The organism is Novispirillum itersonii subsp. itersonii ATCC 12639, from assembly GCF_000381985.1.
GTDB lineage: Bacteria > Pseudomonadota > Alphaproteobacteria > Rhodospirillales > Rhodospirillaceae > Novispirillum > Novispirillum itersonii.
The window spans coordinates 18564-42554 of sequence record NZ_KB907340.1 but is presented as its reverse complement, the minus strand read 5'-3'; the positions used below and the strand labels follow the sequence as shown (position 1 = coordinate 42554).

23 protein-coding genes and 3 tRNA genes are annotated in these 23991 nt (G+C 62.4%); 14 read left to right on the top strand and 12 right to left on the bottom strand.

Annotated elements, in window-relative coordinates; translation table 11 throughout:
• Window positions 1-239: 239 nt before the first annotated feature.
• Complete coding sequence (locus tag G365_RS0107440) at window positions 240-1511, bottom strand: NAD(P)/FAD-dependent oxidoreductase (RefSeq protein ID WP_019644881.1); 1272 nt, start codon at window positions 1509-1511, stop codon at window positions 240-242.
• 203 nt (window positions 1512-1714) lie between these two features.
• Between G365_RS0107440 and G365_RS0107435 the strand changes: the two genes are divergently transcribed.
• The 9 genes from G365_RS0107435 (at window position 1715) to G365_RS0107395 (ending at window position 11960) form a co-directional block, all read left to right on the top strand.
• A complete protein-coding gene (locus tag G365_RS0107435) occupies window positions 1715-2815 on the top strand; it encodes a polyamine ABC transporter substrate-binding protein (RefSeq protein WP_019644880.1) in 1101 nt (366 codons plus the stop codon).
• Between the two features lie 114 nt (window positions 2816-2929).
• Window positions 2930-4090 (top strand): ABC transporter ATP-binding protein, encoded by a 1161-nt coding sequence (locus G365_RS0107430; protein WP_019644879.1) that lies wholly within the window; start codon window positions 2930-2932, stop codon window positions 4088-4090.
• The gene (locus tag G365_RS0107425) at window positions 4087-5067 is read left to right on the top strand and encodes an ABC transporter permease subunit (RefSeq protein WP_169545079.1); all 981 of its coding nucleotides are present in this window, start codon (window positions 4087-4089) and stop codon (window positions 5065-5067) included. Before G365_RS0107430 ends, G365_RS0107425 begins: the two co-directional genes overlap by 4 nt.
• Complete coding sequence (locus G365_RS0107420) at window positions 5067-5912, top strand: ABC transporter permease subunit (RefSeq protein ID WP_019644877.1); 846 nt, start codon at window positions 5067-5069, stop codon at window positions 5910-5912. Before G365_RS0107425 ends, G365_RS0107420 begins: the two co-directional genes overlap by 1 nt.
• A gap of 355 nt (window positions 5913-6267) precedes the next feature.
• Window positions 6268-7146 carry a branched-chain amino acid aminotransferase gene (locus tag G365_RS0107415; RefSeq protein WP_019644876.1) on the top strand — a complete coding sequence of 293 codons (879 nt, stop codon included), beginning with the start codon at window positions 6268-6270 and terminating at the stop codon, window positions 7144-7146.
• 151 nt (window positions 7147-7297) lie between these two features.
• Entirely contained in the window at window positions 7298-8125 is an 828-nt protein-coding gene (gene murI, locus G365_RS20705) for a glutamate racemase (RefSeq protein WP_019644875.1), read from the top strand.
• 167 nt (window positions 8126-8292) lie between these two features.
• Window positions 8293-10002, top strand: a complete 1710-nt coding sequence (locus G365_RS20700; RefSeq protein ID WP_155976177.1) for a multicopper oxidase family protein — start codon at window positions 8293-8295, stop codon at window positions 10000-10002.
• Between the two features lie 39 nt (window positions 10003-10041).
• Entirely contained in the window at window positions 10042-11658 is a 1617-nt protein-coding gene (locus G365_RS0107400; RefSeq protein WP_019644873.1) for a tyrosinase family protein, read from the top strand.
• 17 nt (window positions 11659-11675) lie between these two features.
• Window positions 11676-11960: a hypothetical protein gene (locus G365_RS0107395; RefSeq protein ID WP_019644872.1), complete on the top strand. Its 285-nt coding sequence runs from the start codon at window positions 11676-11678 to the stop codon at window positions 11958-11960.
• Between the two features lie 26 nt (window positions 11961-11986).
• Here the strand turns inward: G365_RS0107395 and G365_RS0107390 are convergent, their stop codons facing one another.
• Genes G365_RS0107390 through G365_RS0107370 form a run of 5 tightly spaced genes read right to left on the bottom strand, consistent with a single transcriptional unit; the run spans window position 11987 to window position 14960 of the window.
• The gene (locus G365_RS0107390) at window positions 11987-12748 is read right to left on the bottom strand and encodes an SDR family oxidoreductase (protein ID WP_019644871.1); all 762 of its coding nucleotides are present in this window, start codon (window positions 12746-12748) and stop codon (window positions 11987-11989) included.
• Window positions 12745-13092: a gamma-butyrobetaine hydroxylase-like domain-containing protein gene (locus tag G365_RS0107385; RefSeq protein ID WP_019644870.1), complete on the bottom strand. Its 348-nt coding sequence runs from the start codon at window positions 13090-13092 to the stop codon at window positions 12745-12747. The genes G365_RS0107390 and G365_RS0107385 overlap by 4 nt, the downstream gene beginning before the upstream one ends.
• Window positions 13093-13098: 6 nt before the next feature.
• Window positions 13099-13302 (bottom strand): Trm112 family protein, encoded by a 204-nt coding sequence (locus tag G365_RS0107380; RefSeq protein WP_019644869.1) that lies wholly within the window; start codon window positions 13300-13302, stop codon window positions 13099-13101.
• 29 nt (window positions 13303-13331) lie between these two features.
• Window positions 13332-14003, bottom strand: coding sequence for an LON peptidase substrate-binding domain-containing protein (locus G365_RS0107375; protein ID WP_019644868.1), 672 nt, complete (start codon window positions 14001-14003; stop codon window positions 13332-13334).
• Window positions 14004-14054: 51 nt separating this feature from the next.
• Window positions 14055-14960 (bottom strand): thioredoxin family protein, encoded by a 906-nt coding sequence (locus G365_RS0107370; RefSeq protein ID WP_019644867.1) that lies wholly within the window; start codon window positions 14958-14960, stop codon window positions 14055-14057.
• Window positions 14961-15222: 262 nt separating this feature from the next.
• On the opposite strand from G365_RS0107370, the gene G365_RS0107365 reads away from it, so the two are divergent.
• Window positions 15223-15297: transfer RNA gene (locus G365_RS0107365), tRNA-Gly, on the top strand.
• Between the two features lie 142 nt (window positions 15298-15439).
• On the opposite strand, the gene qhpR is transcribed toward G365_RS0107365, so the two are convergent.
• The 4 genes from qhpR to G365_RS0107345 all read right to left on the bottom strand — a co-directional run bounded on the left by qhpR (window position 15440) and on the right by G365_RS0107345 (window position 20235).
• Complete coding sequence (gene qhpR, locus G365_RS0107360; RefSeq protein WP_019644866.1) at window positions 15440-16483, bottom strand: AraC-like transcriptional regulator QhpR; 1044 nt, start codon at window positions 16481-16483, stop codon at window positions 15440-15442.
• Between the two features lie 97 nt (window positions 16484-16580).
• On the bottom strand, window positions 16581-17987 hold the full coding sequence (eat, locus tag G365_RS0107355; protein WP_019644865.1) for an ethanolamine permease: 1407 nt from the start codon (window positions 17985-17987) through the stop codon (window positions 16581-16583).
• Between the two features lie 66 nt (window positions 17988-18053).
• Window positions 18054-18845, bottom strand: coding sequence for an ethanolamine ammonia-lyase subunit EutC (gene eutC / locus G365_RS0107350; protein WP_081628494.1), 792 nt, complete (start codon window positions 18843-18845; stop codon window positions 18054-18056).
• Between the two features lie 13 nt (window positions 18846-18858).
• Window positions 18859-20235: an ethanolamine ammonia-lyase subunit EutB gene (locus tag G365_RS0107345; protein ID WP_019644863.1), complete on the bottom strand. Its 1377-nt coding sequence runs from the start codon at window positions 20233-20235 to the stop codon at window positions 18859-18861.
• 250 nt (window positions 20236-20485) lie between these two features.
• On the opposite strand from G365_RS0107345, the gene G365_RS0107340 reads away from it, so the two are divergent.
• The 4 genes from G365_RS0107340 to G365_RS0107325 all read left to right on the top strand — a co-directional run bounded on the left by G365_RS0107340 (window position 20486) and on the right by G365_RS0107325 (window position 22771).
• Window positions 20486-20560 (top strand) — tRNA-Gly (locus tag G365_RS0107340).
• A gap of 37 nt (window positions 20561-20597) precedes the next feature.
• Window positions 20598-20672, top strand: a tRNA-Gly gene (locus G365_RS0107335).
• A gap of 150 nt (window positions 20673-20822) precedes the next feature.
• The gene (locus tag G365_RS0107330; protein ID WP_019644862.1) at window positions 20823-21635 is read left to right on the top strand and encodes a dienelactone hydrolase family protein; all 813 of its coding nucleotides are present in this window, start codon (window positions 20823-20825) and stop codon (window positions 21633-21635) included.
• Window positions 21636-21772: 137 nt separating this feature from the next.
• Window positions 21773-22771: a zinc transporter ZntB gene (locus G365_RS0107325; protein WP_019644861.1), complete on the top strand. Its 999-nt coding sequence runs from the start codon at window positions 21773-21775 to the stop codon at window positions 22769-22771.
• 21 nt (window positions 22772-22792) lie between these two features.
• On the opposite strand, the gene G365_RS22805 is transcribed toward G365_RS0107325, so the two are convergent.
• Window positions 22793-23674: a tetratricopeptide repeat protein gene (locus G365_RS22805; RefSeq protein ID WP_019644860.1), complete on the bottom strand. Its 882-nt coding sequence runs from the start codon at window positions 23672-23674 to the stop codon at window positions 22793-22795.
• 36 nt (window positions 23675-23710) lie between these two features.
• A complete protein-coding gene (locus tag G365_RS0107315; RefSeq protein ID WP_155976176.1) occupies window positions 23711-23899 on the bottom strand; it encodes a hypothetical protein in 189 nt (62 codons plus the stop codon).
• Window positions 23900-23991 lie beyond the last annotated feature (92 nt).

The following is a 23991-nucleotide window of genomic DNA, read 5'->3' as shown; positions in this document are numbered from 1 at the left end:
TCGTGGCGATTCCATAGCTTCCCTTACGGCAGACCGCAACAGTGCAGCACCGTATTCCCAGAGTAACCGCTCCGGCAGATGATACCAAAGCTGATTTGTGATCACGGCTATCGGCCAGACTTACAGCAGATCCCCTCTTTAACGTTTTCCCCGCGTCTGCTTACAGCAGATCCCCCCCTTTAATGTTTTCCCGCGTCTGCTTACAGCAGATCCCCCCTTTAATGTTTTCCCGCGTCTGCTTACAGCAGATCGCGGAGGCGGTGCCATGCCATTGCCAGCACCAGCAGAGGGGTGCGCAGGTGGGTGCCGCCGGGGAAAGGCAGATGTGGGATGCGGCTGAACACATCAAAACGCTCCGCCTGACCGGCCACGGCCTCCGCCATCAGCCGTCCGGCCAGACCGGTCAGGGCAATACCGTGGCCGGAATACCCCTGTGCGAACAGTACGTTCGGTGCCAGCCGCCCGAAGTGGGGCAGTCGGTTGACCGTGATTGCGACATGACCGCCCCAAGCGTAGTCCATCCGCGTGTCCTCCAGTTGCGGAAAACACCGCAGCATGGTGCGGCGGATCGCCGATCCGACATCGGCGGGATCCAGACGGGAATAACTGACCCGTCCGCCGAACAGCAGCCGGTGGTCCGATGACAGCCGGAAGTAATTCAGCACAAAATTCATATCGCAGACCGCTGCCTCTGAGGGGATCAGGGCCCGGGCCCGCTCTTCCCCCAGCGGTTGGGTGGCGGCGATATAGGTGCCGACCGGCATGATCCGCCGCCCGAGACGACGTTCTGTTGCCCACAGATAGGCATTGCCCGCCATCAGGACAAACTTGGCCCGTACCGTGCCGTGCGGGGTTTCCACCCGGACCGGGTTTCCGGCGTGCCAGCGCAGCATCGGTGTCTGTTCGTACATCTGTGCCCCGGCGGCGCGGGCCGCGGCGGCAAGGCCCAGCGTGTAGTTCAGGGGGTGCAGGTGGCCGCCATGCGGGTCATGGAGGCCACTGGTATAACGCGGGCTGGCGACCTGACGCCGGGTTTCGGCGGCATCCCAGACCGTCAGATCCCGGCGGCCAAGGCGGGTCCATTCCTCATAGGTGGCCTCGATATCGGCGCGGTGGCGGGGTTTCTCCCCCACAAACACCGTGCCATCACGGAAATCGCAGGCAATGGCGTGGGTCCGGATCAGATCCCGGGTCAGGGTCAGGGCCTCTTCGCACAGATCCCATAACCGCAGAGCCTCTTCCGGCCCGGTCAGGCGGGCGATGGCGGCGATGTCACGGTTGAACCCGGCGATCATCTGTCCGCCGGACCGGCCAGAGGCCCCGAAGGCGATCCGTTCCGCCTCCAGAAGGGTGACGCGGTAGCCGCGCTCAGCCAGATGCAGGGCTGCCGAGCAGCCGGTCAGCCCACCCCCGATAATGCAGACATCGGTTTCCCCGTCTCCGTGCAGGGGGGGCAGGGCCGGGGCCGGGGTGGCCGTGGCGGAATACCAGGACGTGGTCGGAGGATGCATGACGCCCGTGCTGTGGACAAAACAGGAGCTAAAAGCCTGAACCAGTTGCTGTGCAATATCAACTTGCGCGACGCGGCAAAGGTTGCGACAGTCACAATACAGCGCTTTTGGCCCGCGTTCCCCGCGTCGGCACGGCGCCTGCCGGGGGGTGTCCGTACCCCGGCGCTGCCCACAACTGCCCGGAACACGAGAAGGGGCCCCACATGCGTAAGTCCAGCGCGTTTCTGTTCGGCCTTGCTGCCGTTATGTTCGCTTCGGTCGGGGCACAGGCCGCCGAAGAAAAGAAGCTGAACCTCTACATCTGGTCTGACTACCTTGGCGAAGACACCATTGCCAAGTTTGAGGAAGAGACCGGCATCAAGGTTACCGTTGACGTCTATGACTCCAACGAAATGCTGGAAGCCAAGCTGTTGGCCGGTAAGTCGGGCTATGACCTTGCGGTGCCGACCGGGGCGTTCTTCCAGCGTCAGGTGCAGGCCGGTGTGTTCCGCCCGCTGGACAAGGCCAAGATCCCCAATCTCGCCAATCTTGATCCGAAGCTGATGAAGAGCGCCTCCGCCTTCGATCCGGATAACAAGAGCGGGATCATTTACATGTGGGGGACCGACGGCATCGCCCATAATCCGGAGAAGGTTGCCGCTGTCGCCGGTAAGGACGCGCCGGTTGACTCCTGGGCGCTGATCTTCGATCCGAAGTGGGCGGAAAAGGTTTCCAAGTGCGGCCTCTACCTGATGGACAGCCCGTCGGAAGTGTTCCCGGCGGCCCTGAAGTATCTGGGGCTGGACCCGAACTCCAATGATCCGAAGGATCTGGAGAAGGTGGAAAAGCTGCTGATGGGCGTGCGCCCGTACATCACCAAGTTCCACTCCTCTGAATCCATCAACGCGCTGGCCAATGGCGATATCTGCGTTGCCATGGGCTATTCCGGTGACATGTTCATCGCTGCGTCCCGCGCGGAAGAAGCCAAGAACGGCGTGAAGGTCGAATACAACATCCCCAAGGAAGGGGCTGAAATGTGGTTTGACTTCATGGGTGTGCTGAAGGATGCCCCGCATCCGGAAAACGCCATGCTGTTCATCAACCATGTGCTGAAGCCGCAGATCACCGCCGGGATCTCGAATAAGGTGTTCTACGCCAACGCCAATGCCAAGGCGACCGAGCTGGTCGACAAGGAAATTTCAGGGAATCCGGCTGTTTATCCGACGGAAGCGGTGCTGAACAATCTGTTCGTCAAGAAGACCCCGGACCAGAAGGCGGAGCGTCTGCGCACCCGCATCTGGAATAAAATCAAAACCGGGAAGTAAGACCCCCGGTGCCTGATCGAGCCGCCCGGCCCTGAGGAAGGTCCGGGCGGCTGCGGTTTTCTGTATCTATGTCCTCTTATCCCGTCTCTCGCATTGTAAAGGGTCTGTCCCGGCATGTCTCAGCAAGCCCGCAGCCTTCAGGATCAGGTCGCCCGGACCGAGAAAGGCGAAGCCTCCGATCTGCTCAAGCCGTTGATCCAGATTGAAGGCGTCACCAAGACGTTTGGCGACTTTGTCGCCGTTAACAATGTGTCGCTGACCATCTATCAGGGGGAGCTGTTCTCTCTGCTGGGGGGGTCGGGCTGCGGCAAAACGACGCTGCTGCGGATGTTGGCCGGGTTTGAGACGCCGACCTCGGGGCGGATCCTGATCGACGGTCAGGATATGACCCGGGTGCCGCCGTATGAGCGCCCGGTCAACATGATGTTCCAGTCCTACGCTCTGTTCCCGCATATGACGGTTGAGCAGAACGTGGCCTTTGGCCTGAAGCAGGATGGCATGCCGCGCGATCAGGTCCGTCAGCGGGTGGCGGAGATGCTTGATCTGGTCGAGCTGGGTCATCTGGGCCGCCGGAAGCCGCATGAACTGTCCGGCGGTCAGCGGCAGCGCGTGGCTCTGGCCCGGGCGCTGGCCAAGCGACCGAAGGTGCTGCTGCTGGATGAGCCGCTGGGCGCACTGGATAAGAAGCTGCGCGAACGTACCCAGCTTGAGCTGGTCAACATTCAGGAAAATCTGGGGATCACCTTCGTGGTCGTGACGCACGATCAGGAAGAGGCGATGACCATGTCGACCCGCGTGGCGATCATGAATCAGGGCCGCATCCTGCAGGTCGATACGCCGCACGCCATGTATGAATATCCGAATACCCGCTTCGTGGCGGAGTTCTTCGGGTCGGTCAATATCTTCGAAGGTCCGCTGCTGGAAGATGAGCCGGGGCATGTGGTGATCGGCTGCCCGGATCTGAGCGTGCCGATCTACGTCGGCCATGGCATCAGCTCCCGCGAGGGGGCGACTGTCTATGCGGCTGTGCGTCCGGAAAAAATCGCGCTGTCGAAAGAGCCGCCGGCGGATGGCACCTACAACACCTCGACCGGGGTGGTGGAGGATATCGTCTATCTGGGCGGTGAAAGCACCTATCTGGTGCGTCTGGACAGTGGCCGTCTGGTGCGGGCAGACCTGCAGAACCAGACCCGCTCTTCTGAGCCGGAACTGACCTGGCATGACCGCGTTCATGTGTCGTGGGAACATTCCAACGTCGTGGTGGTGACATCATGAGCGCGCCGATGCTCGGCGGGGGCGGCGGTGCCCCGAAGGAGCGTCGCCATCCCAACAGCGCCGGGGCGGCGACCCGCCGTCTGGGCGTCGGTGGCCGGGGGCTGGTGATCGCAGTTCCCTATTTCTGGCTGCTGCTGTTTTTCCTCGCGCCGTTCCTGATCGTTCTGAAGATCAGTTTCGCTGAATTTCAGGTCGGTGTTCCGCCTTACACTCCGCTGGTGGAATGGGTGGATGATCAGTATCTGCAAATCCGCATGTCGTTTGCCTCGTACTTCTATCTGTTCGGGGATGAGCTGTATGTGGCGGCCTATTTCAACTCTCTGAAGATTGCTTTTTTCTCGACCCTGTTTGCCTTGCTGCTGGGGTATCCGATGGCCTATGGCATTGCCCGGGCTGATAAAAGCATTCGTAACCTGTTGCTGCTGGCGGTGGTTCTGCCGTTCTGGACCAGCTTTCTGATCCGTGTCTACGCGTGGATCGGGATTCTGAAAAACAACGGTCTTCTGAACAATTTCCTGATGTGGGCCGGGGTGATCAACGAGCCGCTGGAGATTCTGAACACCGAAATGGCGGTGTATATCGGCATCGTTTACGCCTATCTGCCGTTCATGATCCTGCCGCTGTATTCGACGCTGGAAAAAATGGACATGTCGTTGCTGGAAGCGGCGATGGATCTGGGCTGCCGCCCGTGGAAGGCGTTCCTGAAGGTGACGCTGCCGCTCTCCATGCCGGGGATCGTTGCCGGATGTATGCTGGTCTTTATTCCGGCGGTGGGGGAATTCGTGATCCCCGATCTGCTGGGTGGGGCTGATACCCTGATGATCGGTAAGGTGCTGTGGGCTGAATTCTTTAACAACCGTGACTGGCCGGCCGCATCAGCTGTGGCTGTGGCGATGCTGGTGTTTCTGGTGGTGCCGATCATGCTGTTCCAGAGTTATCAGGCCCGGCAGGAAGCCAAAGCGAAGGAGCAGGGCTGATGACCAACCGCTCTCCGTTTCTGATTTCGGCTCTGGCCTTCGGGTTTGCCTTCCTCTATGTGCCGATTCTGCTGCTGATCGTCTTTTCGTTTAACGAATCAAAGCTGGTGACGGTCTGGGGGGGCTTTTCTTTCAAGTGGTATGGAGAGCTGTTTCAGGATGAGCAGCTTCTCGGTGCCGCCAAGGTCAGCCTGCTGATCGCGGCGATGTCGGCAACGCTGGCCACCCTGCTGGGGACTATGGCCGGGCTGATCATGGCCCGTTTTGGCCGCTTCAAAGGGCGGACGCTGTTCTCCGGCATGATCACCGCCCCGATGGTGATGCCGGAAGTGATCACCGGTCTGGCGATCCTGCTGATGTTTGTGGTGCTGGAAGAGCTGACCGGCTGGCCGGATGGCCGTGGCATCACCACCATCACCATCGCCCACACCACCTTTGCCATGGCCTATGTGACCATCGTCATCCAGTCGCGCCTGTCGCAGATGGATGACAGTGTCGAAGAGGCAGCAATGGATCTGGGGGCGCGACCGCTGAAGGTTTTCTTCCTGATCACTCTGCCGATCATTGCCCCGGCGCTGGTGTCTGGCTGGCTGCTGGCTTTTACCCTGTCTCTGGATGATCTGGTGACCACCAGTTTTGCCGCCGGTCCGTCGTCTTCGACGCTGCCGATGGTGGTGTTTTCCAGCGTCCGGCTGGGCGTTACCCCGAAGATTAATGCTCTGGCGACAATTCTGGTCGTTCTGGCGACGATGGCGATTGTTGTTGCCGGGTACATCATGCATCGGCAGGAACAGCAGCGGAAACGGGCGATGCAGCGGGCGCTGGCTGAGCAGGATGCGATGTAACCCTTTTGCGTTTTGATACGTATTTCAGAAAAGCGGCATCCGGAGGGGTGCCGCTTTTTTTCATGTCGTTCTGTAGGTACCGGCAGGCGTCCCATGCATGGGGCGCAGGGCGGCATGCAGGCAGGACATACGGTATATAGGTCAGTTTTATTGACCTATATCCGAATGAATGATACCAATAAACTATCAATGACGTAATTTTATGTCTTTGATGCCGGGCGGCCGCCTCTCACCTCTGTCACCCTGTCCCCGCTTTGCGGGGATGGGGAGGACTGTTTCAACCCTTCGACAGCATCAGTCTGATGGGGTCGTTGCTGACCCTGACGATGCCGTCTTTACAGGCAAGAGGCCCCCGATGAATGTTTTGCCCTTTGATGATCGTGATGGGTTTATCTGGTTGAATGGCACTTTGGTGCCGTGGCGGGATGCCCGCCTGCACGTTCTGTCGCATGGATTGCATTACGCCAGCTCGGTGTTTGAAGGGGAGCGGGCCTATCGCGGGCGCGTCTTCAAGTTGACCGAACACAGTCAACGCCTGATCGACTCCGCTGATATTCTTGGTTTCCGGCTGCCTTACAGTGTGCAGCAGCTGAATGCCGCCACTGAGGCGGTGATTGCCGCCAATGGCTTTTCAGACTGCTACATCCGTCCGGTGGCATGGCGCGGGTCGGAGATGATGGGCGTTGCAGCCCAACAGACCACGGCGCAGGTGGCGATTGCAGCCTGGGTGTGGCCCAGTTATTGGGATGCTGAAACCAAAATGCAGGGAATCCGGCTGACGGTCGCGCCGTGGCGGCGTCCGGCGCCGGAGACTGCGCCAACCCGATCTAAGGCTGCCGGTCTCTATATGATCTGCACCCTGTCGAAGCATGCGGCGGAGCAGGCCGGATACGATGATGCCCTGATGCTCGATTATCGCGGACAGGTGGCGGAAGCCACCGGGGCAAACATCTTTCTGGTGCAGGATGGGGTGATCCATACGCCGGTGGCGGATTGCTTCCTGAATGGGATCACCCGCCAGACGGTGATCGACCTGGCCCGTCGCCGGGGTTATCAGGTGGTTGAGCGGGCAATCCAGCCGGAAGAGTTTACCAACACGCAGGAAGTGTTTCTGACCGGAACGGCGGCAGAGGTGACGCCGGTGCGCCAGATTGCCGACTGGCACTTTACCCCCGGCACCGTCTGCCGGACCCTGATCCATGACTATGCCCTTGAGACCGGGGCAGCAGAATAAGGAGGCCGCAGGAGTCCCGCTGTTTCCGGCGGGGCTCCTGCCCCGGAAACTTGCGCCAGAAAAATGTCTGACCGGACAGGGCTGCCCTTGCCAACGGCGCGGGGATGGAGTTCTGTCAGAAAAATCCTGCAGGCTGTATGGAGCAGGTCAGGTGCGGCGAATTCTGGTGTTTGATTCCGGGTTGGGCGGATTATCGGTGCTGGCGGAAATCCGTCGGCTGATTCCGTCGGCGGCCCTTACATATGCCTGCGATGCGGCAGGATTTCCCTATGGCAGTTGGGAGAAGGGCGCGCTGGTCCGGCGGATCCGCAGTGTTCTGACGGCCCTTATTGCTTCCGAGGGGCCCGATGTGGTGGTGATTGCCTGCAATACCGCCTCGACGGCAGCGCTGGCTGAAATAAGACAGGATCATCACGGGCTTCCGGTGATTGGCACAGTGCCTGCCATCAAACCGGCAGCAGCGGCCAGCGCAGCGAAAGTGATCGGGGTTCTGGCCACGCCGGGAACGGCCTCCAGCACCTATCTTGAGGATCTGTGTCAGCGCTTTGCAGGCGACTGCCGGGTTGTGAAAGTCGGGGCTCCGCATTTGGCTGAGCTGGCGGAGCGCTATCTGGGGACCGGAGTTGCCGATGCCGGTGCCGTGGCCGCCGAGGCGGCGCCACTGTTTGCCGATCAGGATCTCGACACCGTTGTGCTGGGGTGTACCCATTATCCGCTGCTGTTGCCGGTGTTGCAGCAGGTGGCGCCCCGTCCGGTCTTGTGGCTGGACTCCGGGGCCGCGATTGCCCGCCAGACAGTGCGGGTGCTGGAGGCACCCGGTCTGACGCCGCTGACGTCTACCGCAAGGGGCGCCGACAACCGAGTGCTGTGTACCGCTATTCTGCCGCACTATCCCCCCGCCTTTGCCCGGATGGACCTTCCGGCACCGCATCTTTTCGCCATTCCCGAGGGGGCTGATCGCGGGTGCGGCTCTCTTTAAAAGAGTTTTTATTATTAAAAACCCCTCAAGATAGCAATTCATGGTAGTGTGACAGCGGGAAGGGCTCTCTGGAGGAGAGTCACGTGACTGGCACACGATGGGGAAAATCAGAACGTCACCACCGGGCTGTGGGCGCAGCCGGATCCTTGGGGGCAGTTCTGATTCTGATGATGACAGGAAGCGGCGCCTTTGCCGCATCGCAGCCATCCGCCGTTCTGGCCCCGAAGCCGGAGCTGGCGGGGACGGGCAAGCCGGGGTGCGAGCTGGTGCCGCTGAATGCGGAACAGTGGGGCGGAAAGCCGTTCCGGGCAGCCCCGGTGCTGCGTCCGCAGGGGGGCACGCTGACAACGGATCTGACGGTTGATTACCACGATACCGTCATTGCCGGATGCCAGACGCATCTGCGCGGGTACGACGGGGCTCTGGTTGGTAAAACCCTGCGGGTCCGCCCCGGGGATACTCTGTCGATCACCTTGCGCAACAGGCTGTTGCCGGAGCCCGGCCCTCAGCCATCCGATATCAATACGCCGCACAATTTCAACACCACCAATTTCCACAGTCATGGTCTGCATGTGTCCCCATCCGGCAATGCTGACAATGTGCTGCGTCTGATGCCGCCGCAAAGCACATCGCTCGTGGAAATCCATATTCCGCAGGATCATCCGACGGGTACGTTCTGGTATCACAGCCATGTCCACGGCTCGACCGCGCTACAGGTGTCCAGCGGTATGGCCGGGGCGATCATTGTGGAAAACCCCGATGATCCGCGCAGCCTCGATTCGGTGCCCGAGATCCGGGCGGCAAAGGATCAGGTGCTGCTGCTGCAGCAGATTTCCTATGACGCCAATGGCGAGATTGAAAACTATGACCAGTTCGGCCCCGGAGGCTGGGCTCAGTCCGGCCGTCTGCCGACCATCAACGGCCAGATCATGCCGGTGTTTGAGCTGCGCCCCGGCGAAGTCCAGCGCTGGCGGCTGATCCATGGCGGGATCCGTGAGACGTTCCAGATCGGTATCACCCGACAGGATGGCAGTGATCCATGGACGTTGAACGAGATCGCTCTGGATGGTCTGTCCCTGGGGTATATGAACAGCTGGAAAGAGGTGGAGCTACAGCCCGGCTACCGTTCCGATGTGCTGGTGAAGGCCCCGCCCTTGCCGAAGGGGGCGAAGGAGGCGGTCTATTACGTCTATGACCAGCCCACCTCCGCGGAAAAGTCTCTGCTGCTGACAGCGGAGGCCCGGCAGCCTCTGGCGAAGGTGGTGGTCCGGGGGGCGGCCATGGCGATGGCCTTGCCCTGTGCCACGTCGGGTCCGGGGTGTGCGGCGCTGGCCCGGACCAAGGCGATGACGGATATCACCGATGCAGACCTGACCGGTCCGGCGCAGGAGGTCAGCTTCATGATCGGGCAGGCGGCCCGGCAGGCTGATGGCCGTTATGCTTATTGCTCGGATGATAAAGACCCGGATTGCACCCTGCGCTTTATGGTCAATGCACAGCCTTTCCCCAGCGACGGCCCCCGCCAGCTGACGCTGGGGACGGCCTCGGAGTGGACGGTGCAGACCCTGCCGGTACCGGGCACGCCGGAGGATCAGAAGATCATCGTCGCCCATCCTTTCCATATCCACGTCAATCCGTTCCAGATGACCCGTCCCGGCCCGCAGGGCGTGATGGAAACCGTGTGGCGGGATACCCAGCTGGTTCGTCCCGGCGACAGGCTGACCCTGCGCAGCCGGTATGAGGATTATATCGGAACGTATGTTTTGCACTGCCACATTCTCGATCACGAGGATCAGGGGATGATGGAGCTGGTCGAGGTGGTTGAGCCGGGCGGAACCCATGGTGCCGCCACACCGTCACCACACAAACATCACTGAAGGCAGCCGGGCTGATCTGATTTTCGGGGGATTTTTCTGATGACATTCAAAATATTCTGGCCCCGCCTGCCGGGCCGGATCCGGCGTGGCCTGTCTGCGGCTGTGCCGGTTCTGCTGGCAGCGGGACTGCTTTTCAGTGCTGTTGCCGATGCGCAGGCAGCGGTACGGCTGCGAAAGAATATCGACGATCTGACACCGCAGGAACTGGCGGCCTATGAGCATGCCATCGACATGATGCGGAAGAAGAGTCTGGCGAATAAGAATGACCGTGAAGGCTACCTGTGGCAGGCCTGGGTCCATAACTGCAATGGCGTGCCTGTTCCCGATTCCGGGGCTGCGGTGCCGATTGTGGCGGATCCCGCCAAAAACGGCTGGTTTTCCGACAGCGACGCCTTTTGCCCGCCCATGAAGTCCCCGCCTGCCGGGTTCCATACCGAGCACCCGGGAATGTGTGAGCATGGTAAGGATCTGTTCCTGCCATGGCACCGGGCAGAGTTTTTCTATTACGAACAGGCATTGCGGGCCGCCGATCCGGAAGGGACATCCGGTCCCTCCACCAAGGATGTGACGGTACCGTACTGGAACTTTATCCAGATCCCCAGCGGGGTCCGCTTCCCTAAGGCGTTTGAGAATAAAACATCTCCGCTGTTTTATCCGGGCCGCACCGAGGGGCCACCGACCGCTGAAGATAAGCAGCGGACCTCCCCCTATCTGCTGGCCTACCTGATCCGCGATCTGCGGTGGCCGCAGTTCGGCGGGTATCGGGTCGGAGGGCCGGGGAATTACGGCGCGTTCGAGTCGATGATTCACAACTATATGCACGATGCATATATCGGCGGGGTCCTGAAGCGTCCCAGCACTGCCGGTCTGGATCCGCTCTTTTTCTCCTACCATGCCTTCATCGATTACATTCTTGAGGAGTGGATCGACAGCCATGCTGCGGCAGAGATCACCTCGCCGGGGCAGTATCTGCGCGGTCAGCAGTCTCTGGCCTTTGCCAATCCGCCGGGCTTTACCCCGGGATCCGGGCTGCAGACGATGGGGCAGGTGAAAAACTATCTGGATATCACCGCCCTGGGCTATGGCTTTGATCCCGGTGGCCGCCCGCAGTTTTTCACCGAGGCGGAGCTGACCCGGCTTACACAGGCCTATGATGCCGAAAACAAACAGGGCTTCGGCGTCGCCCCGGAAAGTTTCTTCACCTATCTGCTCAGCGGGGATGACGGGGCCGGTTACCAGTCAGGGGCAAACCCCTCTGTGACACAGTCGGTCTCTGTCACCCTTCCGCTTCCGGCAGAGGGATCGGTTGCCGCAGTGGAACTGGTGCGGAAACCGCTGCATCAGGGGTACAGCTATCAGGCCGATGTATATCTGCACCCGGCATCGGTTGCCGCAGACCTGAAGGACACTGCCTTCCGAAGCCGGTATCTCGCGACCTCGGTTAACTACTGGGAGCTGTCGGGCGCCGGTCATGATCACGGCGAGATGTCATCAACCCGGCTGACGGCCTCTGTCCAGCAGCCGGTCGCCAGCATTCAGGCCGGCCCGCTGCGCAAAGAGGCGTGGATGCTGACCGTTGGCATCACACCGTCGGGCACCGGAGCCCGGCCCGATGATTTTGAACAGCCGCGCCTGACCGCGATACCGGCCCACTGAGAGAAGGAGGCAGCACGATGACGACTGACCGTCCGGGATTTGAGCAGGATATCCGCCCGATTTTTGCCCGCTACGTGGCCTGTATGAAGAACGTTGTTCTGACGGATGAGGACGGGGCCGCCGAAATGGACCTGTCGAGTTATGACTGTGTTGTGCGGTTCCACCAGCCGATCGCGGTGGCGATCACCGGTTACCGGCCGGGCAGCACCGCGCCGCACCCGATGCCTCCGGGGGGAACCCCGCTGCCGGATGCGCAGATTGATCTGTATCTGAAATGGGTGGAGACCGGAATGGCCCGCTGAAGCGGTTGGGAAAACGGCGGCGGGGGTCAGACCCCGCCGCCGACATCCAGAATTGCCCCGGTGGTATAGGGCGACGCATCCCCGAGCAGCCAGACGATGGCGGCAGCCACTTCCGCCGCTGTTCCGGCGCGCTGCATCGGCACAACTTTTTCCCACTTCTGCATCCGGTCAGGAATGCCGCTGGCAGTATGAATATCGGTATCAATCAGGCCGGGCCGGACGCAGTTGACCCGCACGCCTTCCGCCGCCAGTTCTTTCGACAGGCCGATGGTCAGGGTATCCACCGCGCCTTTGGTGGCGGCATAGTCAACCCATTCATGTGGGGATCCCCGCCGGGATGCGCCGGAGGAGACAAGAACCACCGCCCCGCCGGAGCCGCCCCGCCGGGTCGAGAGGCGGCGTGCGGCTTCCCGCGCCACCAGCAGGCTGCCAAGGACGTTGACCTCGACCATCCGGGCCAGCCGGTCCGGGGTCGTATCCGCCAGATCGCCTGCTTTGGCGACAATCCCGGCATTGCCGACCACACCCCGGATCGACCCAAGGGTCTGTTCGACAGCATCAAAAGCCGCGCAGACCTCTTCGGCCCGGGCGACGTCAGCCTGCACCGCGACGGCATGGCCCCCGGCAGCGCGGATTTCCGCGACCACCGTCTCTGCGGCCGCATGGTCACTGACATAGGTCAGGCCGACCTGCCAGCCGCAGGCGGCCAGCTGGCGCGCGGTTTCTGCTCCGATTCCACGGCTGCCACCGGTGATCAGGACCACGGGGGCGGAGGAGGGGGAGGTCATTCGCGCTTCAGGCCTTTCACGGCCAGTTCGGCCAGATAGGTTGCCCACAGGCTTTCCTGCCGCTGGCCGTAGTCTGCCAGCGTTTCCCAGGTGTACAGGCCGGTATCGTGACCGTCGTCGAAGATGATTTTCACGGCATAATGGCCGACGGCTTCCAGATCGCGGATTCCCACGGTCTTCTTTCCCGCCACGGTCTGCTTCTGCTCGGGGCTGTGGCCCTGCACTTCGGCTGACGGGCTGTTGACCCGCAGGAACTCAGCCGTAAAGGTATAAACGGCCCCGGTGTCGAAAGTGACGGTCAGGGTGCGGTCGGCCCGGTTTACCGCCAGTTCGGTCGGTTCCATGGTTCCTTACCCAGCAAAGTCGTCAAGGGAGCGGGCTTCGTCAATCAGCATGATCGGAATGCCGTCGCGGATCGGATAGGCCAGCCCGGCTTTGTCGGAGACCAGCTCCTGCCGGTCCGCATCATAGCGCAGCGGGCCTTTTGACAGCGGGCACACCAGAATTTCCAGCAGCTTCGGGTCGACGGCCCGGACGGCGGCGGTTTCGGACATCACAAAACTCCAGAAAGCGGAATGACGGGTTATTGCCGGGGCAGTGTACCGGGGAACTGTGCCATTTCCAGCAGGGTGATCAGGGTATCGGCCCGGTGCTGGGCGGTCGGGGCTTCCAGCAGGGCCTGCTTTTCTGACGGGTCAAAGGGGAAGGTCATCGCCACCGTATTGATCAGATCGGCAGGGGGCAGGTCAGCCAGTGCCCGGTCGTTCACCGGCATGCCAATGGTGGTCAGAAACTCGGTCAGCGCCTGCATCAGCCGGGCCCGGTCGACCTGTACCGGCGGCTGCGGGCTCAGGTCGTCGGCAAAGGGCATCCAGTCCGGGTCAACCATCCGGTAGGCCCGTGTCATCGGGCGCTCTTCGCGGATACGGAAGCGACAGACCCCGGTGAGGGTGATCATCAGGCGTCCGTCCGGGGTTTCCGAGAAGCTGGAAATCCGCCCGGCGCAGCCGACAGAGAACAGGGACGGTACCGTTTCGGTTTCCATCAGGGCACCGCCGACCGGCTGAACCATCCCGATCATCCGCCCCATGCCAAGGGCATCCTGCACCATGCTCAGATAGCGCCGCTCAAAGATATTCAGCGGCAGCCGCGACCATGGCAGCAGAAGGGCCCCCGACAGGGGAAACACCGGCAGCACCGGCGGCAGATCGGCCAGCCGTGGATGAAACGGACCGGGAGCAGACTCAACGACCATGACATCCCCTTCCTGTGTGGTGCTGTGCCGACGGTGCTGCGGCTGGCTCCGTCAGGAGAACAGCAGCGCCGACAGCTTGCGGCGGGTGGCGACCGTCACCGGATCGGTGTGCCCGAAGGCTTCAAACAGCTTCAGAAGCTGGGTTTTGGCCTGTTCTTCGTTCCAGCTGCGGTCAAGGCGGATAATGTCGAGCAGGGTATCGGCGGCCTGCTGGCGCAGATTGGCCCCGAAGTATGCCATCGCCAGATCATAGCGTGCCTGCATATCGCCGGGGTTGGCGGCGACCTGTGCTTCCAGCGCGGCGAAGTCGCCGGAGGCCTGACCGGCCAGTTCCACCTGCGTCTTTACCGAGGCAATCGCCGGGTGTCGCAGCAGGTCGGGCGGGAGCTGGGCCAGAATTTCATCGACCGGCCCGTTTTCGCCCATCGCCAGATAGCAGCGCATGACCCCGGCGATGCCGTCACCGTTCGCCGGATCCTGCGCCAGAATCTGCTGATAGATGTCCATGGCGGTGGCGGCGTCGCCTTCTTCCAGCACGGCTTTGGCCTGCGCCAGCGCTTCGTCGATCACATTGCCTGCGTCACCGCTGAGACGGGCGATAAAGCTTTTGATCTGGCTTTCCGGCAGGGCGTTCGAGAAGGCATCAACCGGGCGGCCGTTGACAAACCCGAAGACGGTCGGCACAGCCTGCACCCGCAGCTGGGCGGCAAGCTGCTGTTCTTCATCAACGTTAATCTTGACCAGCTTGACCTTGCCGGCAGACAGGCGGACCTGCTTTTCCAGCATCGGGCCGAAAGTCTTGCACGGGCCGCACCACGGGGCCGAGAAGTAAACAATGACCGGAACCTCGCGCGAGGCTTCAATCACGTCCTTCATGAAGGTGGCGGCAGTGCCGTCCTTCACCGCATCGGCGGCAGCGGTCGGGCGGGGCGCGTGTTCGTCGAGAATGAAGCTCATGGGACTGGAAACCTGATAGTCAAAGGGTGAACCGGTTCAGTCTTCATAGATGGACCGTCTGCCCGGCGCTGGCAAGGTCTGTTATCAGCGGTGGGCCGGACGGGCGGCCAATCCCGGGCCAATCCCAGGGCCGGTATCGCGGCGACATTTTTTTGAAAAAACAGGCTTGCAAAGCCCCTGAAAGACCGTCTATAAACCGCCCCACCAAATGACGGGTTACAGCCCGGAACGCGGTGACCCACCGGATAAATCCGGGCGCCATGCGGGCGTAGCTCAGGGGTAGAGCACAACCTTGCCAAGGTTGGGGTCGAGGGTTCGAATCCCTTCGCCCGCTCCAATCAAAAAAGCTGCCTTAACCGGCGGCTTTTTTGCTTTTCAGGGCTTTGCGGTCAGGGGGCGGCCTTTCGGGCTCTCGCCCGAAGTTTTTATCTCCGGGCTCGCGCCCGAAGTCTTTATTCCCGGGCTCTCGCCCGAAGTCTTTATTCCCGGGCTCTCGCCCGGCTGGGCGCACACCCAAACCACCGCCGGAATGCCCGGCTGAACGCCGACAGTTCCGAATAGCCCAGCAGACAGGCAATGTCTGACATCGGCACATGTGTCTGGCTTAAATACAGGGCCGCCAGATCGCGGCGCACCGCGTCAACTGCCTCAGAAAAGCTTAATCCCTCATCCGCCAGCCGCCGTTGCAGGGTCCAGCGGGCCATGCCAAGCGTGGCGGCGACATCGTCAATATGGGGGTATCCTTCCGGCAGGCGGCTGCGGATGTCAGACTGTACCCGCGCCAGAAACGGCACGGTGCCGGTGCCGCCGGTCAGGGTTTTCAGATCCTGACGCAGGCGGGTCAGGCGGGCCAGATCCCCGCCCGGCATCCGCCGCTCAAAGTCCCGGTCCCGCACCACCAGACAGTTGGTGCGCTGCCCGAAATGCACGGGCGCCCCGAAGGCTCGGCTGTGATCCTGCGCGGTACCGGGGCGCAGATGTTCAAACTGCACTTCCTCCGGTGCCCAGGCCGTACCAAGGCAGGTGCGGAACACGTTGGCGAACATCCCCATGGTCAGTTCTGCGTCCTGCCGCCGGGCGGCGATGCGGCTGTCGAGAATCCGGTATTCCAGCCGCCACAGGTCGCCGTCATGGGTCAGGCGGGTTTCTGTTGCCTGTTGATGAAAGGGAAACAGGCGGGCCAGATTGTCCAGCGCGGCGCCCAGTGTCGGTGCTGACAGGGCGATTTCTCCGATCAGGCCGAGCGCCTGCGGGCGGAACTGCTGACCGTACCACAGGCCGAAATTGTCATTGCCGGTATCCCGGGCCGCCAGTTCCATCATGGCGCAGTAATTGCCCAGATCCAGCGGCAGCACTGGATTGCCAAGGCAGTCTTCCGGGACACCGGCCTGTGTCAGCACCCGTCCGGCATCGCCCCCGCAGGCAGCAATGAAATCGGTGATGCCCGAGGCCGCCGCAGCCAGCACATTTCTCTGGCCGGGGGCGGGACCGGCCGGGGACCGGGAGGGTGGCGACGAAACCATGAAGCCTCCTGACCTGAGAACGGGATATGGGATGATCCCGGTGGGTGCCGCAGGGGCTGGCCCACCGGGATCCGGGGGAAGGTCCGTTGCTGACGGGTCAGTCAGCCAGCGACCGGGCTTCGATCTGGGCCACGGTCAACAGGGCATCGGCCTCGGCATTTTCCCGCAGGCCCGCCGTGAAGCGGTAGAAGATGAACGCCACCGCCATCAGGCCCAGAAACAGGCCGAACACAACCGGGTTGAAGTAGATCATCGTACCAAGGGCCAGCACCGCGGTCACCAGCGCGACAGCCGGAAACACCGGGTAAAACGGGGCGCGGAACGGGCGGTCCAGTGCCGGTTCGCTGCGGCGCAGTTTGAACAGGGCAGCCATCGACATGATATACATCACGATTGCCCCGAACACCGACATCGTGACGATGTTGGCGGTCAGCGGCTGGCCGCCGATGGTGATCAGGCTGTCGGAAAAGATGGCGGCGATACCGACCACACCCCCGGCGAGGATCGCCTTGACCGGGGTGCGGGTGCGCGGGTTGACGGTGGCAAAAGCCGGGGGCAGGAATCCGGCGCGGGCCAGTGCGAAGATCTGCCGGGAATAGCCCATGATGATGCCATGGAACGAAGCAACCAGACCGAACAGCCCGATCCATACCAGCATATGCAGCCAGCCGGAGGATTCGCCGACCACCATCTTCATCGCCTGCGGCAGGGGATCGTTGATGTTGGACAGGGAGCTCCAGTCACCGACGCCGCCCGCCATGATCATGGTGCCGAAGGCTAGAAAGACCAGCGTCAGGATACCGGCGATATAGGCTTTGGGGACGGTTTTGGTCGGGTTCTTCGTTTCTTCGGCGGCCATTGCGGCGCCCTCGATGGCAAGGAAGAACCAGATCGCAAACGGAATGGCGGCAAAGATGCCGGTCAGCGATTCGGTGGAAAAGCTGCTCTGGCCAGCCCAGCCGTTGGCGGCAAAGGTGGCGAAGCTGAAGCCCGGGGCCACAACGCCCATGAAGACCAGAAGCTCAATAATCGCCAGCACGGTGATGAACAGCTCAAACGTCGCGGCAATGGTCACGCCGACAATGTTCAGGCCCATGAAGACGATATAGGCCCCGACGGCGGCCAGCTTGGGGTCAAGGGCCGGGAACTGCACGTTCAGATAGGCCCCGATCGCCAGCGAGATGGCCGGAGGGGCAAAGACGAATTCGATCAGCGTGGCCATTCCGGCAATAAATCCGCCGGTTGGCCCGAAAGCGCGGTAGCTGTAGGCAAAGGGCCCCCCGGCATGGGGGATGGCGGTGGTCAGCTCGGTGAAGCTGAAGATGAAGGTGGTGTACATGGCGGCGATCAGGATGGTCGTCACCAGAAAGCCGAGGGTCCCGGCGGCGGCCCAGCCATAGGACCAGCCGAAATATTCACCGGAAATCACCAGACCGACCGCAATGCCCCAGAGGTGCAGGCCGGACAGGCTGCGGTGCAGCCCGGGTTGAGGGGTCTCTGACATCGTGGTCTCCCAGACAACGAGATTGTGTGCCCCGGCCCGCCCCTGTCGACGGTCCGGGTGCAGGCATCACGGAACAGGCGGAAGGGGATCAGTCGCCCGGGTTGTCTCCAGGGTCGGCGCTTCCTCTTTCAGATCAACCCCGGTCAGGCGGCGCTGCCGGGCTTCGGTCATCAGCCACACCAGCTTTTCAGCGGCCAGAGCCGGAGAAAGGCCGTTGGCGTGGATGTTCGACAGACAGTTGCGTTCGGAGTCCTTACGGCCCGGACGCGGGTCATAGGTCAGGTAGATGCCCAGCGAGTCCGCCACCGACAAACCGGGGCGTTCGCCGATCAGCACGGCGGCCAGTGTAGCGCTCAGGGCCAGGCCGACCGGGTCGCCGAGGGCGACGCGGGCCTGCCGGGCGGTGACGATCCGGACCGTCCAGCCGGGGACCCGTGCCAGAACCTCATGAACGACCGGGGCCGCCCACCGCTGGACGGCGGCGGCGGACAGACCGTCAGCGATCACCAGAGCCAGATCGCATGGGGTGTCCGCGGCGGCGTGCAGGCGGGCCGGGCTGCCGGCGTCCAGACGCCGCCCCAGATCCGGGCGGCGCAGATAGGTGGCGCGGTCGGGGGCATCACTGTGTACGGCGATGACCGGGCCGGTGGCCTGCAGAGGCAGGGCGTCTGACAGGGCATCCCAGTCGACGGTGCCATACACGGCATCGCGGGCGAGGGCATGGGCCATCTGAAAGTCCAGCAGGGCCGGGGTCGGCAGGGCGTCTCCGGCCCGGCCCAGCCCGATTCGGGCCCGTGTGGCGGCCCGGAAGCGCGCGAAGGGATCCAGCGGCAGAATAGTGGCGGTCGGGGCGGTCATGGCAGCGACTCCCTCATCCCAGAAGACGGCGGAATGCCGGCTGATCGGGCGGCGGCAGGCGTCCGCTGTCATCCAGCAGACCCATCCGGGCCAGCCAGCCGTCAAACTCCGGGGCCGGACGCAGGTTCAGGCGGTGGCGCAGGCCAAGAATGTCGTGGTAGCTGAGGCTTTGGTAATTCAGCATCACATCATCGGCACCGGGGACGCCGATGACGAAATTGACCCCGGCGGTGGCCAGCAGGGTCATCAGGGTATCCATGTCATCCTGATCGGCTTCGGCATGATTGGTGTAGCAGACGTCGACCCCCATCGGCACGCCGAGCAATTTGCCGCAGAAGTGATCTTCGAGACCGGCGCGGATGATCTGCTTGGAATCAAAAAGATATTCCGGACCGATGAAGCCGACGACGGTATTGACCAGAAACGGATCAAACGCACGCGCCACGGCATAGGCCCTGACTTCGACCGTCTGCTGGTCCACGCCGTGGTGGGCGTCCGCTGACAGGGCGCTGCCCTGCCCGGTTTCGAAATACATCACGTTGTTACCGGCAGTGCCGCGCTTCAGGCTGCGGGCGGCATCCTGTGCCTCGGCCAGAACGGACAGCGAGATCCCGAACCCCCGGTTGGCGGCCTCCGTCCCGGCAATGCTCTGGAACACCAGATCCAGCGGGGCACCGCGCTCAATGGCCTGAAGGCTGTTGGTGACGTGGGTCAGCACACAGGACTGGGTGGGGATGTCATATTTGCCGCGCACCTCATCCAGCATGCTCAGCAGGGTCATGCAGGCGCTGAGATTATCGGTGGCCGGATTGATACCAATGACGGCATCACCGATGCCGAACAGCAGGCCATCGAGGGTGGAGGCGGCAATCCCCAGCGGATCATCGGTCGGGTGATTGGGTTGCAGGCGGCTGGACAGGTGGCCTTCCAGTCCGACGGTGGTGCGGAACGCGGTGACGACCCGGCATTTTCCGGCGACGGCCATCAGGTCGGCATTGCGCATCAGTTTCGATACCGCGGCGACCATCTCCGGCGTCAGGCCGGGGGCCAGAGCGCGCAGGCTTTGCGGGGTGGCAGCATAGGACAGCAGCCAGTCCCGGAACTCCCCGACTGTCAGCGGTGAGACCGGTGCAAAGGCGGCGGCATCATGGCTATCGCAGATCAGGCGGGTGACTTCGTCGGTTTCATAAGGGATCAGCGGCTGATCAAGAAAGATCTTCAGGGGCAGATCGGCCAGCACCATCCGGGCGGCAACCCGGCGGGTATCGGTGTCGGCAGCCAGCCCGGCCAGTTCATCCCCTGAGCGGCGCGGCGAGGCGCAGGCCATCACTGCGGCCAGACTGTCAAAGGTATGGCGTTGTCCGCCTGCCTGTCTGCTGAAAGAAGCCATGGGATCGGGCCCTGTGTTGCTGATCCTGTCCGCTGAGTATGGCAGCCCTCTGTTCAACCTTATTTGACATTTCAGCACAAAAAAGAAGCGCAATTCGCATATGCACAATTTATATGCACGGCGCAGCATCAAGGGAGCAGCTTTTTTCCGCATTGTCGAAAAAAGGGCTTGCAAAAAAGAAGAAAACCGACGATAAACCGCCCCCTGACGTCTGGAGCGTCATCCACCGGAAACGGTGGCCGCATGGAGTGCGGGCGTAGCTCAGGGGTAGAGCACAACCTTGCCAAGGTTGGGGTCGAGGGTTCGAATCCCTTCGCCCGCTCCAGTTTCAGATTGCTGCCGTATTCAGTACGGTGTGCCATGCGGGCGTAGCTCAGGGGTAGAGCACAACCTTGCCAAGGTTGGGGTCGAGGGTTCGAATCCCTTCGCCCGCTCCAGTTTCAAGAAACGGTCTGCCGCACAGCGCGGTGGGCCGTTTCGCTTTTCGGGCTTATCCCAGATTTCAGGCAGGCAGCCTCTTGACGCCTTGCGGTTTCGGTCCACCTTCAGAAGGGAGCTTTCTGTCTCTCTGCATGCCGAGGTGCGTGATGACCTTTGTTCCCCCCGCTGAGACCTCTCTGCCCCATGAGCCGCAGACTGATCCTGACCGCCGGACTCTGCTGAAGGCGCTGGCCGTGTCTCCGCTGGCTGCTGTTCTGGCGTCTCCGGCATTGGCTTCCGTTGCCGCATCAACGACAGCGGCGGTAACGCTTGATGTGTCCGGGATTGGCCCGGTGCAGGCGGCGCTGGCCCTGCCGGACACCGCCAAAGCCCCGGCTGTGGTGCTGATCCACGAGTGGTGGGGGTTGAACGATCAGATTAAGAGTGTGGCTGCCGATCTGGCCCGCAGCGGGTATGTCGCGTTGGCGGTTGATCTGTTCGGCGGCAAAGTCGCCACCGATGCTGATGCGGCCAAAGCCCAGACGCAGGCGGTGAAGCCTGAGGCCGCGACGGCGACCATGGTGGCGTGGATCAACTGGCTGCGTCAGCATGAACGGACCACGGGCAAGGTGGCAACGCTGGGCTGGTGCTTCGGCGGCGGTTGGTCGGTCAATGCCTCGCTGGCAACGCCGGTGGATGGCACGGTGATTTATTACGGTCGTGTGCCGTCAGATCCGGTCGCGCTGAAAGCCCTGAAAGGGCCGGTGTTGGGGCATTTCGGTGAAAAAGACCAGTCGATAAATCATGCGATGGTCGATCCCTTTACGGCTGCCCTGAAGCAGAATGGGCATCCTGCTGAGATCCACTGGTATGACGCGGATCACGCTTTTGCCAATCCGACGGTCGCCCGCTACGATGAGGCTGACGCCCGACTGGCGTGGGAGCGGACACTGGCATTCCTCAAAAAGACCATCGGCTGACCGACAGATCTGATTGAGTGCAGGCTAGCGGGTAGGGGCCCAGAGAGGGGTGTAGAGCAGGGAATGTGCAGCGGGGACCGGACCTGATATGGTCCCCGCTGTTTTGCAATCCGCTTTGCTCTGCCGGAGATCATCCCGTGTCGCAGAATTCTGTCATTCTGTATGCCTTCCGCCTGACCGGGGCCGGAAGTGCCGAGGCCTTGGCTACCGATTCGGTTGCCCTTGCCGCAGCCCTTGTCGCTGCCACCCCGGAAAAGCCGGTGTGGGTGCATCTGACCGGCGGTCAGGACGGAACCCGGGCTTTTCTGGAGAGCGTGGTGCAGGCGGGGATCATGCCACCGATGGCGGTGGATGCCCTGATGGCTGAACAGACCCGGCCCCGCTGCCTGCCGATGGATCCCGGCGTGCAGATCAACCTGCGTGGGGTCAATCTGAATGCCAATGCTGACCCAGAAGACATGGTCTCGGTGCGTCTGTGGGTCAGTGCCTCGGTGGCGCTGAGTGTCCGGATTCGTCGTCTGCTGGCGCTGGATGATGTGCGGCAGGCGCTTCTGGATGGCAAGGGGCCTCAGACCACGGGGGACTTTCTCGTGCATGTGGCCCGTTCGCTGGGGTTACGGACCCAGCCGGTGGTCGACGCCCTGAAAGAGCAGATCGATGATCTGGAGGAAGAGGCAGAAGGCCATCATACGCAGGGGATGCGGGACCGGCTGGCGGAAGAGCGGCGGCGGATCATTGCGCTGGCCCGGTATCTGCGCCCGCAGGTCGATGCGCTGGATACCCTGCTGGCCCTTGATTTGCCCTGGCTGTCACACCGTCGGCGTCAGCAGATGGCGACCACCGCCGACCGTTTCCGCCGTCTGACCGAAGACCTTGATGCCGCCCGGGATCATGCTGCGGTGTTGCAGGACCAGATCGCAGCCGCGATCGCCGACCGTCTCAGCCGCACGGGCTTTTCCCTGACCGTTCTGGCCAGTGTGTTTATGCCCCTCAGCTTTCTGACCGGTCTGCTGGGCATCAATGTCGCGGGCATTCCGTTTGCTGAAGCGCCACAGGCGTTCTGGTGGGTCTGCGGGCTGCTGGTCCTGCTGGCAGCCGGGCAACTGGCGTATTTCCGGTTCAGGCGTCTGCTGTAGCCAGCAGACGCCTGAGAGGGATCAGTGGAAGGCCTGATGCAGCTCGCAGGTCTGATCCGGCGGCATAAAATGACAGAGGTTCATCAGGGCTGACTGGCTGCCGCGGGCATACAGGCGGACAATTGGCCCGGTCCCCGGCCCCGAGCCCGGAATGAAGCCATGCAGATAGTAGGGCGCCAGCGATGCCATATCCGGCTGGGTGGCGGCCAGCGCATTCCAGCGGGTCTGGGCTTCGGTCTCAGACCCGAAGATGCCGAGGTGCGCCAGAACGGTGGTATCCCCTGCTGAAGGGGCCAGCGCCCGTGCCGGTTTGCGGTCTGGCGGTGCCGGGCGGGCGGTGCCTTCTTCCTGTACTGGGGCTGGTGCGGTGACCGGTGTGTTTTCACCGGCAGTGCTGACCACCGGGGCCGGTTTGGGCTTTTCCGGGGTTTTTGGCGGGGCGACGCGGTTGAGCAGCGGGATTCGTCCGGCATCAAGATCGGCCAGCGCTTCCCTGGCGTCTTCATTCCCCAGTTCGGCGGCCTTCCGCAGCCAGTGACGCCCTTCTTCCGGGTTGCGGGGGACACCGGGGGCGCCATCCAGATACAGCATCCCCAGATTGACCATCGCCCGGTCAAAGCCCTGATCAGAGGCTTTGCGGTACCAGAATTCCGCCTGCGTTGCGTCTGCGGGAACGCCCCGGCCCCAGCGGTACAGATGGCCCAGGTTCCGCATGGCGGCCTGATCGCCACCGCGGGCGGCTGCAAGCCATTCTTTGGCTGCAGTGGCGAAGTCCCCGGCTTCATAGGCTGCCAGTCCGGCCGGGAAATCCGCGCGGGCCCCGGCAACAGGTGCGGTCAGGCCTGCCGTGATGACGGCGGCGCAAAGGAAGAGGGAACGGCAGGAGAACGGACGGGGGGCCACGGACTAACTCCTTCACAACCGGGGCGGCACCGGCTTTTACAGGCGACCGGTGAACTGGCGCCCGCTGAGCAGGGTGACCAGATGTGCCAGCCCCAGCAGAATAACCAGAATCGCCACTGCCGCCAGAGGTCTCCATGGAAAATGCCAGATTTTTCCAAGCTCTCGTGGGGCCCGGTCACGCCACACCGCCAGCGCGGTCAGGATCCCGGCGGTAAGAATGACCATAAGCGTCAGTATGGTTTCATCATTTTGCACGTGCGAAGCCCTTGAAATTAGCCGGAATCAGGCGTTCTCTGTGTGGTAGGGGAAAAATCCCC